Genomic DNA, 12231 nt, shown 5'->3' on the forward strand with positions numbered 1-12231 from the left:
TTTTGAAATTTGAGAACCAATATGACTGATTTAACAAACCTCACAATTGCACAAGCTCGTGATGCTCTCATAAAGAAAAAGCTCAAAGCAACGGAATTAACGGAAGCTTATTTAAAAGCAATTGAACTGGCTAATCCAACTTTGAATGCTTATGTAACAATAACAGCAGAACAAGCAAGAAAAATGGCTGCTGAATCAGAGGACCGCTTGGCGAGAGGAGAGGGGGGGACTTTGGAAGGAATCCCCTTAGGAATTAAAGATCTTTTTGCAACCCGTGGTGTTCATACTCAAGCCTGTTCAAATATCCTTGATGGTTTTAAACCGCTCTATGAATCAACCGTTACCGCTAATTTATGGCAAGATGGTGCCGTGATGTTAGGAAAACTTAATATGGATGAGTTTGCTATGGGCTCCTCTAATGAAACATCATATTATGGTCCCGTTATTAATCCATGGAGAAAAAAAGGCTCGAATGAAAAACTCGTCCCCGGTGGTTCTTCAGGGGGATCGTCTGCCGCTGTTGCGGCACAAATTTGTGCGGGTGCAACAGCAACAGATACAGGTGGCTCAATACGTCAACCAGCAGCTTTTACTGGAACTGTAGGAATAAAGCCGACTTATGGACGTTGTTCACGATGGGGCGTTGTCGCGTTTGCTTCATCCCTCGATCAAGCTGGACCTATTGCTAGAGATGTTCGTGACTGTGCTATCTTACTCAGATCAATGGCCTCTTTTGATGAAAAAGATTCTACTTCCATGAATTTACCAGTTCCTGATTATGAAAGTTATCTTGGTCAATCAATTAAAGGAATGAAAATTGGTATTCCAAAAGAATATTATCTGGATGGAATGTCTTCTGAGATTATTGAACTTTGGCAAAAGGGAATAAATTGGTTAAAAGATGCGGGAGCTAAAATACACGATATTTCTTTACCCCATACAAAATATGCTCTACCTTCTTATTATATTATAGCTCCTGCAGAAGCTTCTTCTAATTTAGCGCGTTATGATGGTGTCCGTTTTGGTTTGCGTGTGCCTGGAAAAGATATTATTGAAATGTATGAAAATACGCGTTCTGTTGGTTTTGGTGATGAAGTTAAGCGGCGTATTTTGGTTGGGACTTATGTTCTTTCATCAGGCTATTATGATGCCTGTTATCTAAGAGCTCAAAAAGTAAGAACACTCGTAAAACGTGATTTTGATCAATGTTTTGATTCAGGCATTGATGCTATTCTTACACCAGCAACTCCAACTCCTGCCTTTGGTATTGCTGATGAAAAAATAAAAAATGATGCTGTCGCAATGTATCTTAATGATATCTTTACAGTACCGGTTAATATGGCTGGTTTACCAGGAATGTCTGTTCCTGCTGGTTTGTCATCAAATGGTTTACCCCTAGGATTGCAACTGATTGGTAAACCTTTTGCTGAAGAAGTTATTTTTCAAATAGCACATATTATTGAACAAGCCGCAGGAATATTCTGTGCAGAAAAATGGTGGATATAATCATTAAACTGAAAAACATTTCTCATCACTGATGAGAAATGTTTTCTTAAAAGTGAGGAGGAATAGGTTCTATTTCCTTAATTTTTCGTCTTTATCCACCAAGATAGGCTTCTTTAACGCGCGGATCAGAAAGCATAGCTTTTCCTTCACCGTGAAATAAAATATGCCCTACCTCTAAAATATAAGCATAATCAGCGATAGAAAGTGCAGCAAATGCATTTTGTTCAATAAGAAGAACAGTTTTTCCCATATCATTAATTTTGCGGATAATCGAAAAAATCTCCCGAACGAGAAGGGGGGCTAACCCCAACGAGGGTTCATCTAATATAACCATATCAGGATTGCTCATGAGTGCGCGCCCTACAGCAACCATTTGTTGTTCTCCACCTGACATTGTTCCTCCCAACTGTTTTGATCTTTCACGTAGGCGTGGGAAAAGATCAAATATCCATTCAATATCACGAGAAATTCCCTGTTTATCATGACGGATATAAGCACCAAGATGGAGATTTTCTAAAACAGTGAGATGAGGCATAATACGTCGCCCCTCAGGGCTTAGAGCAATTCCTAATCGTAAAATTTCTTCTGGTGATTTTTTAATAATTGATTCGCCATTATAGGTAATTTCTCCATAAACAGAGCGATTAAGTCCTGTAATAGAGCGTACAATACTGCTTTTCCCAGCACCATTGGCCCCAATTAAAGTAACAATACTTCCTTTTTTTATGGACATAGAAAGATTTTGAACAGCTTTAATGGCACCATAATGAACGTGAAGATTTTTTATTTTAAGAATATCCATAAACATCTCCGCCAAGATAAGCTTCAATAACTTTAGGGTTATTACGAATTTCATCTGGTGTGCCACTGGCAATGCAACAGCCATATTCCATAACCAAAATATGTTGGCAAAGCCCCATAACCACTTTCATATCGTGCTCAATAAGAAGAATTGTAAGATCAAAGTCTTTTTGCACTTTTGCTATGAATTTTCTAAGATCTTCACTTTCTTGAGGATTCATGCCAGCGACAGGTTCATCAAGAAGAAGCAATTTAGGCTTCGTGGCTAATGCGCGTGCAATTTCTAAACGCCGTTGTACACCATAAGGTAAAGCTGTTGCTAATTGATTGGCAAGGTGATCAAGTTGTAGCCGCTCAAGAAGCTCCATGGAATTTTTATAAACTTCTCTTTTTTCTTTCATTGCTTTTGAAAGAAAGAGGGCTGACGAAAACCAAGGATATTTTTGACGGACATGAGCACCCACCATAACGTTCTGTAAAACTGTTAACCCTGAGAAAAGACGAATATTTTGAAATGTTCGGGCAATATGACGTCTACAAACAATATAAGGAGGTTCTCCAGAAATTTTTTGTTCATCAAAAAGAATAGTACCACTTGTAGGGGCATAAAATCCAGAAATCATATTAAAAACTGTTGTTTTTCCTGCACCATTGGGACCAATTAATCCAGTTATGCTTCCTCGTTTAATGGCCATATTAACATTATTGACAGCAATTAATCCGCCAAAACGCATTACAATATCATTGAGTGAAAGAAGAGTGTCGTTCATAGCTTTCCCTCAGACTTAGAAAGCCTTTTGCGTATTAGAAAGCTATAAATTCCATTCCATGAAAATTCACGTTGTCCCATCAACCCTTTTCTCCAAAATAAAATAATTACCAGCAATAAAAGAGAGAAAACAACCATGCGAAGTCCTGGTGTTTCTGGAATATGTATAAAACCTAAGTCAAATGGACTTTCAATAATACGAAGCCATTCAAGCATGACTGTAATGATAATGCTGCCAATAATGCTTCCTGTAATTGAACCAAGACCACCAGCGACAACAATCATTAAAATATTAAAAGTGAGCAAAAAATTAAACATTTTCGGATCAATGGTTGAAATAAGAGCAGCCATTAATGCGCCACCTATCCCTGCAAAAAACGCTCCAACAGTAAAAGAAAAACTACGGTAGAAAAAAGCATTAATTCCCATCGTTTTCGCAGCAATTTCATCATCACGAATAGCCCGTAGTACATTACCCGTATTGCTTCGCAGTAAGAGAACAATAAAGAGAACTGTAAATGCTAACCAACCATAGTTCCACCATAATGTTGCATTTTGAGGTATTCCTTTGATTCCCAAAGAACCATTTGTGAGCGATGTTGCATTCGTAATGATAATGCGGATAATTTCTGCAAAACCCAATGTTGCAATCCCAAGATAATCACCACCAAGACGTAATATTGGCAAAGCAATCAATAAACCGATAATTGCTGCACACAAACCACTGACAACAACAGCAACAAAAAAAGGGAGTTGTAGATGGGACAAAGGTTCAGCGATAGGCTCAAGAATCCACATCATCTCTTTTTGTTCAGGAGAAAGAAGTAAAATTGCGCAGACATAAGAACCAATAGCCATAAAGCCGGCATGTCCAAGGGAAAACATACCTGTAAAGCCATAAATCAAATTAAGCGAAATCGCTAAGATCGCATTAATAGCAATCAGATTGATGATACGGAGTGTATAGTCATTAAAATGCTTATCTGCATAGAACAAAAAAACGATAAGAATGAAAATACTGATACACGATAAAAAAATTGTCGCTGACTTTGCCATTAGATTTTCTCCTGACTTTTTTTACCCATTAATCCCGTGGGCAATACTAATAAAATCAGAATCAATAAAATGAAAGCGAAGGCATCACGATATCCAGATAGCGCGGGAAAAAATGCGATAATCATAATTTCAATAAACCCTAATAACAATCCTCCCAACATTGCTCCTGGTATCGAACCAATACCTCCGATAACAGCAGCGATAAAGGCTTTAAGACCAGGAAGAACGCCCATATAAGGCTGAATTTGAGGATAACGTAAAGACCACATAATGCCCGCTATAGCGGCAAGCGCCGAGCCTATCCCAAATGTAAATGCAATGACTTTATTGACAGAAACCCCCATCAAACGCGTCGTTTCAATATCATGAGAGATTGCACGCATAGCAAGACCAGGTTTTGTTTTATGGATAATCCATAACAGTAAAACGATAAGAATCAATGACACAATGGGAACAATCAGTGACATGGGAGCAATTCTAATGATACCTTCTGCTTCTGATCCTAGATGCCATAAAAATGGTGTTACCAGAAAATCTGGTTGTTTTACACCTTTTGGAACACCACTAAAGAGTACAGTAGCAAGATTTTCAATAAAAAAAGAAACACCGATTGCACCGATAAGTGCCGAAATACGCGGTGCATGGCGTAAAGGTCTATAGGCAAATTGATCAACAATAATCCCCACTGCACTTGTAATAAAAATGGAAAAACAAAGAGCTAAAACCCAGATCGGTGTAAAATTTTGTGGGGAAATTTTAAAATAATAAACAAATCCTAACGTAAGAATTAAAAAGACAGCAATCCAATAAGTTGGAGGGCGCTTTTTAAATCCTATAAAGACTGAATAGTAAATAAGAGCAGCGAGGAATAAAAGAAGAAATGCAGCCCAAGCCGGCATAAAGCTAATTGTGGAAAAGAAAACAAAATAAGCCCCCAGCATAAAGATATCACCGTGAGCAAAGTTAATCAGTCTCAATATCCCGTAAACCATGGTGTAACCAATCGCGATAAGTCCATAAAGAGACCCCAATGCCAGTGCATTAAAAAAATACTGGATGAACATTTCCGTGCTCATCTCTCATCCTTCCACATTTGTTAATTTACATAGGATAATAAGAAAATTTTAAGATTCTGGTTGAAAAAAATATTCTCAACCAATTCTTGCATTCCAATTTTAATAAGTACAACTCTTAAATTAAAAAGCAGGTTTAACTTCTTCTAAATAAACACGTTTTCCATCCTGTATTTTAATGATACCAATCGGAATCGTAGGGTTATGATTTTCATCCATCGACATATTACCAAAGGGTGTTTCAAAATCTTTTAACTTGCTTAATGCAATGGTAATTTTCTCACGATCAGCGCTGCCAGCATTTTCAATAGCCTTCATGAACATCATATAACTTGTGTATCCCAAAACTGAATTGATATTTGGCTCTTTGTCAGGATAAGATTTTTTCCATTCTTCCGTGAATTTTTGGGCAGCAACTGACATATTTGACATATCCTCACTATAGGGAAGTGTCGTATGTAAGAAACCTTCTGCAGCACTTCCTGCAATCGTAATGGTTTCTGGATTATCCATGGCATCTCCACCCATAATCTGAAACTTCGCCCCTAATTCACGCGCTTGTTTCATGATGATCGCACCTTCAGAAAAGTAAGATGGAATGAATAAGATATCAGGTTTTTGCGCGATAATCTGTGTGAGAACAGCTGAAAAATCCTGATCTCCGGAATTATAATTTAAATTTGAGATAACTTCACCACCTAATTTTTTGAAAGCACGTGCAAAATAACTCGCAAGACCGATGGCATAATCGCTTGAAATATCTTTGAGAATAGCGGCCTTTTTTGCATGTAAAATCTGGCTTACATAAGTCGCGATTCCTATCCCTTGATAGGAATCAATAAAACAAGCGCGAAAGTAATATTTTTTACCTTGTGTAACAAGGGGACTCGTTGAAGAAGTTGCAATGGTGGGAGTCTTTGCCTTTTCAGATATTTCACCACCTGCTAGTGAGAGTGAAGAACCATAGCTACCAATGATTCCACTTACCTTTTCACTTGCTGTTAAACGCATAACAGCATTAGCCGCTTCCACTTTATCAGACTTGTTGTCAATAATAACAAGTTCTACTTTACGTCCCAAAATTTCTGGAACTTGTTTATGAGCTAATTCGATACCTCGAATTTCAAGCTGACCTCCAAAGGCATTTTGACCGCTTAACGGAAGATAAACACCAATTTTGATAGGTTCATTCGCATAAACATTTGCTGTAAGTGCCATGAAAGCTGTGATTGTCGTAAGGATTTTCTTCAATTGCATTGCGCATTTTCCTTAATTGAATTGTCGTTTTTGCACCTTATATTGAACTTCTTCATCATGCAAGTTGCACATTAATGAAAATATCATTATGTAAAAAAACTTTTAATATGACCTTTTTTCTAGCGCACTCTTTGTAAGATATGTAAAGCGTACAATCAAATAGTTTTATAAATATTTTTTATAAATTTCATGTTGATATTAACATGTAAGAGATACGACAATATGGGGAAATCTTATCTTGGGACTTGCGTGTTGATACAAGAGCAATGTTTACTTAAACCTAGAGAATCAATATCGTGCAATTTATAAGCTACAGGATCACGTTATTATGACGAGTAAGGATGCATTAAAGGATTGTTCCCTATCTGAGGATAGTATAGGTGCTTATGGGGAGATTATCGAAATCAGTGGTGTCATTAAGTGGTTTGATGGAAGTAAGGGCTATGGGTTTATTGTACCTGATTTACCTCATTTCCCCGATATATTATTGCATGTTACAGTCATGCGAAGGGATGGTTTCCAAACGGCTTTGGAGGGCGCTAAAGTTATTTGTGCTGTGGAAAAGACGGAACGAGGATTAAAGTGCGTTCAGGTGAAATCTATCGATTGTTCTTCAGCGGTTCATCCATCAGAAGTTCCAGCCCGTACTCATGTTGTTGTTACTCCAGAAAGTGGACTAGAACGTGCAATTGTTAAATGGTTCAATCGTGACAAAGGTTTTGGTTTTCTTAGCCGTGGGCAGGGAACAGAAGATATTTTTATTCATATGGAAACATTGCGCCGTTTTGGTTTAGCAGAGCTTCGTTCAGGACAAGTTGTTCTTGTCCGGTTTGGTAAAGGGGAAAAAGGTTTGATGACAGCAGAAATTTATCCAGATATAGGATTTCCTTTTGCTACACATTAAATCGCTACTCATTGAACTTTCCAGTAAAATCAATATTTTTTTGTATTTTTAAAGGATGGTTATTGCGTAAACAGCTATAGAAGTATCTCTGTTATAGCACTCGTGAATTTATAAACTAAATGAGAAAAATGTGCCTATTCTATTGAATAAAATAAAAGAAAATAAGGGAAGAGCTTTCTTGTTTTTTGGCTTTTGAACTCTGATATTTTTTATTTCAGAAACAAAATTTAAGATTTTTTTGTGGTGGAGACAAGAATGTTAGAACCTTTTAAAAAAGGGTATATTATTTTATCGGCGATACTTTTTATGTTAGAAATGCTCGTTGTTGTCGCGAAGGAGCCCATGGAAATTCCTATTCATCCGATTCCTTTAGAAATACACACAAACCAAGATACAATTTCTTATAAGGTAGAGATTGCTTTTACCCCCTCTCAAGCAGCAGCTGGTTTAATGTATCGGACTGATTTTCCACGCGATCGTGCAATGCTTTTTAAGCAGCAAAAGAGTTATCAATCGGAAGAGGAACAAAAGTTTTTTATGTGGATGGCCAATACACCTTTGCCCTTAGATATGATTTTTTTAAACTCTGAAGGGGTTATTGTATCGATTATTGAAAACACTTCTCCATTTTCAAAAAAGACCATTTCATCAGGCGTTCCTGCAGCTTTTGCACTTGAGATTAACGCTGGTGAAGTTTCTGAAAAGCAGATAAAAAAGGGCAATGTGGTTATTCATCCTGTCGTTTGTGGAAAGTGTGATAAAAAATGACAGCTGAGGACGTTCGTTTTTTTGAATATGATGGTTTGCGATTTGCTTATCGAGAAGAAGGGCAGGGCGCACCTATTTTGTTGATTCATGGTTTTGGATCTTCTGCACGAGTGAATTGGTATGCAACGGGTTGGTTTCGTATTCTCACTGAAGCAGGGTATCGTGTTATTGCTCTTGATAATCGGGGCCATGGAGATTCAGTTAAAAGTTATGATCCTAGCTTTTATACACCTCAAGCTATGGCTGGCGATGCAGTCAAACTTTTACAGCATTTAGAGTTATCTAAAGTCCATGTTATGGGATATTCTATGGGGGCTCGTATTAGTGCTTTTATGGCTCTTTTACATCCAACACATGTGAACAGCGTTATTTTTGGTGGTTTAGGTATTGGTATGGTAACGGGAGCAGGAAATTGGAAACCTGTTGCTGAGGCCCTTCTGGCCGAAGATCCCTCTACCATTACTAATACACGTGGTTTAATGTTCCGTAAATTTGCTGATCAAACAAAAAGTGATAGACGTGCTCTGGCCGCTTGTATTATCACATCAAAACAGGAGTTAACGGCGTCCGAAATTCATAAAATTGAACAACCTGCACTTGTTGCCGTTGGTTCATTAGATGAGATTGGCGGTGCTGCAGAGCCATTAGCAGCTTTGTTGCCTTGTGGTGAAGCTTTATCAATTCCTGGTCGAGATCATATGCTTGCTGTAGGTGATAAAGTTTATAAAAAAGGTGTTATCAATTTTCTTTCTCGTTATCCTATAAAATAAAGATTTTTGATAGATCTTAGCATTTTCAAAAATGCCCAATATTTTCGCGTATAAACTGAAAAGCTTATTTAAAATTTTCTATTTTGACATAAGTTTTTATAAAAAATAGGTAGAAAAATAAACTCTCATTCACTTATTTTGTGTATTTCTTAAACTATGTAATTCCTTTAAGGTTAGATAACTATATTTAAAATTCTTTGAAAAGAATTATTTTTAAGTGATGTAATAATGTTTTTTTGCTAAAAAATGTAGTTTTAAATAAAAAATTATTATTATTTTAATTTTCTATAGAAAGGATAAAATTATAAATCGATGATTAATTTTTCTTCTAAACATGCTTCATAAATGCAGATGCTAAAATTGGAGATAAAGTAAGATTATTTAAATATACAGTTTTCTGCCATTTTTTTATCTATACGGGTATATTTAATAATGATAGACTCCTTTTATAAAAGTTCTTTATGAATATATAAAGAAAGACCTGTAAATATATGTAATATTAAGTCAATATTCAGATTAAGCTTTTTTACTGGCTTTACAGAATCAAAGGAATATCTTATTCGCGCGACACGCAATTATTTTAATCGTCTCAAAAAACAGGAGAGCGTAGTGAATGCTGATGAAATAAAAAAACTTGATAATTATTTAAAAAATACATTCCAAAACTCAGCATTGCAAGTCAGAGCACGGCCTAAAAAGGATGATTCTTGTGAGGTTTATATGAGGGATGAGTTTTTAGGCGTTATCTATCGAGATGAAGATGAAGATGAGCTATCCTACAATTTCTCAATGGCTATATTGGATATTGATTTAGAAAATTGATTGGCTATTGATCCTTGAATGAAGTCTTTTTTCCATAAGGTTTATATGAGTTTTAATGCTTTAAAACTTGTATGATTATGGCGTGCAATAATAAGGTGATCATGGATTGTAATCCCTAATGCATTTGCTGCGTCTTTTAATCTGTATGTCATTGTTATATCTGCATCGGAGGGAGTGGAATCACCAGAAGGATGATTGTGGACTAAAATAAGTCCTGACGCGGATAATTCTAAAGCTCGAGAAATAACTTCACGAGGATAAACAGGGGTATGATCAATGGTTCCAGTTTGTTGTACTTCATCGGCAAGTAAGCCGTTTTTCTTATCCAGAAATAAAATACGAAATTGTTCACGTGTTTCGTGAGCCATAACCGCTTTACAATACGCTAATACTTTATCCCATGATGAAAAAATATCACGTTTAAACAATTGCGCACGAGCAAGACGTCCAGCAACATCTGAAATAATTTTTAAATCAATTGCCGTTGCGGGACCACATCCTTGAACTTCTTGAAGTCGATGAATATCAGCTCCTAACACATCTGCGAGTGAACCAAAATGTGCTATCAAATTTTTAGCTATAGGTTTTGTGTTTGTGCGAGGTATTGTGCGAAAAAGCAATAATTCAAGATATTCATAATCTTCAAGTGCATTTCCTTTTGACTTTAAATAGCGCTTTCGAAGACGTTCACGATGTCCTTGATAATGTTTATCAAGCTGTGTGTTTTTCTTAGGGTCTTTACTTTTTCTTTCTGATACTGGGGTGGATGGAGAACTTGATGTTAATGCAAAGTGATTACTTTGAATATCTTCTTTTTGATTTAATTTTTTAGCCATAACATCTCTACAGTGGATTAGGTCTGAGAATTTGGAATATAAAAGATATTTTTAGGCGATTGTGTAAATATTTCATACCCTTCATTTGTAACACCAATTGTATGCTCATATTGTGCTGTCAGAGAGCGGTCACGAGTAACAGCAGTCCATCCATCAGATAAAATCTTAACTTGTGGCTTACCAAGGTTAATCATAGGTTCAATCGTAAACATCATCCCTTGTTTTAATTCGACTCCTTCTCCAGGATTTCCATAATGGAGAATATTGGGGGCATCATGAAAAAGCTGACCAATACCATGTCCGCAAAAATCTCTCACAATTGAGCACCGTTCAGATTCTGCATACTGTTGAATGGCAGCACCGATATCACCTGTCGTTGCTCCAGGTTTAACGACAGCGATTCCTCTCATAAGGCTTTCATAGGTTATTTGTAAAAGGCGTTCTGCAGCACGTCTGATTTTCCCAACAGGATACATACGACTTGAATCACCATGCCAACCATCAAGAATAAAAGTCACATCAACATTCACAATATCACCTTCTTGCAAGGGTCTTTTATTGGGAATACCATGACAGACAACGTGATTGATAGATGTACAGCATGAATGGCTGTATCCATGATAATTTAAATCAGCAGGAAGAGCTCCTTTTTGGGCACCAAAAGTAAATACAAAATCATCAATTTCTTGTGTAGTGACGCCAGGTTTAATAATATCCATAAGAGCATCAAGGCATTCTGCCGCAATACGACCAACTTCACGCATTTTAGCGAAAGCATAGTCATCGAAAATGCGAATTTTCCCGTTAAATTTTAAAGGGATTTTATTATATTCAATATATTCAATCATTGTTTTTTCTGTTTTCTATTTTTACTCTCTGAATCGGAAAAATACCTTCTACACTTACGTGACACTTTACAGCATAACATTCTACCCCTGATTTTAATGCTAAATCAAACTTACGTCCATAGAGTGGATCAAGATCGTGACAGATTGTAAAAGCTGCACAATCTTCCCGTTGAATAACATACAGCATAGCAGCTCGTTTTCCTTGTTGTACGATTTGTATGAGTTCTTCAAGGTGACGGGCACCCCGTTTTGTTGCGCTATCAGGAAATTCTGCTAATCCTTTTTGACGAATAAAATGAACATTTTTGACTTCTAGGTAACAATCAGGAAGATTGTCATTCCGTAGAAGAAAGTCAATGCGTGATTGTATCCCATAGCGTTGTTCTTTTAAAATCGTTTTATACCCACTTAATTCTGGTAGTAATCCGTTTTGAATTGCTTCTAACGCAAGTTTATTCGGTAAAGTGGTATTAATACCAACTAAAGTATTATCGGATTCAACAATTTCTAATTGATAGGCATATTTTCTCTTGGTATTTTTATGATATGAAAGCCAAACTTTGGCGTTGGAAGCTGTCAATCCAAGCATTGATCCTGTATTTGGTACCGACACAGTGAAAATATGTTGGTCATCCTGTTTAACATCTGCAAGGAAACGTTTATAACGACGGATAAGCTTTGCAGGAAAAAGTTTGGGAATAAAGTACATATTTCTTTTTTAGGATTTATGATTTCATAATTCAACTGAGATTATGATTTGTAGGAGTTATTCCCTATTTAAAAAGATAAAATGGATGTAAAAAACGCTACGATATCTTATA

At 36.5% G+C, this 12231-nt stretch carries 13 protein-coding genes; 5 read left to right on the forward strand and 8 right to left on the reverse strand.

Annotated features, from left to right (window positions below; all coding sequences use genetic code 11):
• Positions 1–21: 21 nt before the first annotated feature.
• On the forward strand, positions 22–1506 hold the full coding sequence (gatA, locus tag NNJ85_RS04425) for an Asp-tRNA(Asn)/Glu-tRNA(Gln) amidotransferase subunit GatA (RefSeq protein ID WP_254473957.1): 1485 nt from the start codon (positions 22–24) through the stop codon (positions 1504–1506).
• 91 nt (positions 1507–1597) lie between these two features.
• Here gatA and NNJ85_RS04430 read toward each other — a convergent pair whose 3' ends face one another.
• The 5 genes from NNJ85_RS04430 to NNJ85_RS04450 form a co-directional block, all read right to left on the reverse strand.
• Entirely contained in the window at positions 1598–2308 is a 711-nt protein-coding gene (locus tag NNJ85_RS04430) for an ABC transporter ATP-binding protein (protein ID WP_012231719.1), read from the reverse strand.
• The gene (locus tag NNJ85_RS04435; protein WP_254473958.1) at positions 2295–3077 is read right to left on the reverse strand and encodes an ABC transporter ATP-binding protein; all 783 of its coding nucleotides are present in this window, start codon (positions 3075–3077) and stop codon (positions 2295–2297) included. The genes NNJ85_RS04430 and NNJ85_RS04435 overlap by 14 nt, the downstream gene beginning before the upstream one ends.
• Positions 3074–4132, reverse strand: a complete 1059-nt coding sequence (locus tag NNJ85_RS04440) for a branched-chain amino acid ABC transporter permease (protein ID WP_254473959.1) — start codon at positions 4130–4132, stop codon at positions 3074–3076. Before NNJ85_RS04440 ends, NNJ85_RS04435 begins: the two co-directional genes overlap by 4 nt.
• Positions 4132–5208 carry a branched-chain amino acid ABC transporter permease gene (locus NNJ85_RS04445; protein ID WP_254473960.1) on the reverse strand — a complete coding sequence of 359 codons (1077 nt, stop codon included), beginning with the start codon at positions 5206–5208 and terminating at the stop codon, positions 4132–4134. Before NNJ85_RS04445 ends, NNJ85_RS04440 begins: the two co-directional genes overlap by 1 nt.
• A gap of 120 nt (positions 5209–5328) precedes the next feature.
• Positions 5329–6462, reverse strand: coding sequence for an ABC transporter substrate-binding protein (locus NNJ85_RS04450; RefSeq protein ID WP_254473961.1), 1134 nt, complete (start codon positions 6460–6462; stop codon positions 5329–5331).
• A 328-nt stretch (positions 6463–6790) separates the two neighbouring features.
• On the opposite strand from NNJ85_RS04450, the gene NNJ85_RS04455 reads away from it, so the two are divergent.
• The 4 genes from NNJ85_RS04455 to NNJ85_RS04470 all read left to right on the forward strand — a co-directional run bounded on the left by NNJ85_RS04455 (position 6791) and on the right by NNJ85_RS04470 (position 9726).
• On the forward strand, positions 6791–7366 hold the full coding sequence (locus NNJ85_RS04455; RefSeq protein ID WP_254473962.1) for a cold-shock protein: 576 nt from the start codon (positions 6791–6793) through the stop codon (positions 7364–7366).
• 255 nt (positions 7367–7621) lie between these two features.
• The gene (locus NNJ85_RS04460) at positions 7622–8134 is read left to right on the forward strand and encodes a DUF192 domain-containing protein (RefSeq protein ID WP_254473963.1); all 513 of its coding nucleotides are present in this window, start codon (positions 7622–7624) and stop codon (positions 8132–8134) included.
• Positions 8131–8904 (forward strand): alpha/beta fold hydrolase, encoded by a 774-nt coding sequence (locus NNJ85_RS04465; RefSeq protein ID WP_254473964.1) that lies wholly within the window; start codon positions 8131–8133, stop codon positions 8902–8904. The genes NNJ85_RS04460 and NNJ85_RS04465 overlap by 4 nt, the downstream gene beginning before the upstream one ends.
• A 609-nt stretch (positions 8905–9513) precedes the next feature.
• Positions 9514–9726, forward strand: a complete 213-nt coding sequence (locus tag NNJ85_RS04470) for a DUF3126 family protein (protein WP_254473966.1) — start codon at positions 9514–9516, stop codon at positions 9724–9726.
• A gap of 41 nt (positions 9727–9767) precedes the next feature.
• On the opposite strand, the gene radC is transcribed toward NNJ85_RS04470, so the two are convergent.
• From radC to sfsA, 3 genes are read right to left on the reverse strand one after another with little or no spacing between them, the layout of a single operon-like run.
• On the reverse strand, positions 9768–10562 hold the full coding sequence (gene radC / locus NNJ85_RS04475; RefSeq protein ID WP_254473968.1) for a DNA repair protein RadC: 795 nt from the start codon (positions 10560–10562) through the stop codon (positions 9768–9770).
• Between the two features lie 17 nt (positions 10563–10579).
• On the reverse strand, positions 10580–11410 hold the full coding sequence (gene map, locus NNJ85_RS04480) for a type I methionyl aminopeptidase (protein ID WP_254473970.1): 831 nt from the start codon (positions 11408–11410) through the stop codon (positions 10580–10582).
• A complete protein-coding gene (sfsA, locus tag NNJ85_RS04485) occupies positions 11403–12119 on the reverse strand; it encodes a DNA/RNA nuclease SfsA (RefSeq protein WP_254473971.1) in 717 nt (238 codons plus the stop codon). Before sfsA ends, map begins: the two co-directional genes overlap by 8 nt.
• Positions 12120–12231 lie beyond the last annotated feature (112 nt).

The organism is Bartonella sp. B1098 (genome assembly GCF_944896145.1).
GTDB lineage: Bacteria > Pseudomonadota > Alphaproteobacteria > Rhizobiales > Rhizobiaceae > Bartonella.

Coding starts and splice junctions, on each gene's coding strand:
- NNJ85_RS04455 (WP_254473962.1), top strand. CDS start 6,791: ATGACGAGTAAGGATGCATTAAAGGATTGTTCCCTATCTGAGGATAGT.
- gatA (WP_254473957.1), top strand. CDS start 22: ATGACTGATTTAACAAACCTCACAATTGCACAAGCTCGTGATGCTCTC.
- NNJ85_RS04460 (WP_254473963.1), top strand. CDS start 7,622: ATGTTAGAACCTTTTAAAAAAGGGTATATTATTTTATCGGCGATACTT.
- NNJ85_RS04435 (WP_254473958.1), bottom strand. CDS start 3,077: ATGAACGACACTCTTCTTTCACTCAATGATATTGTAATGCGTTTTGGC.
- NNJ85_RS04445 (WP_254473960.1), bottom strand. CDS start 5,208: ATGAGCACGGAAATGTTCATCCAGTATTTTTTTAATGCACTGGCATTG.
- NNJ85_RS04440 (WP_254473959.1), bottom strand. CDS start 4,132: ATGGCAAAGTCAGCGACAATTTTTTTATCGTGTATCAGTATTTTCATT.
- NNJ85_RS04450 (WP_254473961.1), bottom strand. CDS start 6,462: ATGCAATTGAAGAAAATCCTTACGACAATCACAGCTTTCATGGCACTT.
- map (WP_254473970.1), bottom strand. CDS start 11,410: ATGATTGAATATATTGAATATAATAAAATCCCTTTAAAATTTAACGGG.
- sfsA (WP_254473971.1), bottom strand. CDS start 12,119: ATGTACTTTATTCCCAAACTTTTTCCTGCAAAGCTTATCCGTCGTTAT.
- NNJ85_RS04430 (WP_012231719.1), bottom strand. CDS start 2,308: ATGGATATTCTTAAAATAAAAAATCTTCACGTTCATTATGGTGCCATT.
- radC (WP_254473968.1), bottom strand. CDS start 10,562: ATGGCTAAAAAATTAAATCAAAAAGAAGATATTCAAAGTAATCACTTT.
- NNJ85_RS04465 (WP_254473964.1), top strand. CDS start 8,131: ATGACAGCTGAGGACGTTCGTTTTTTTGAATATGATGGTTTGCGATTT.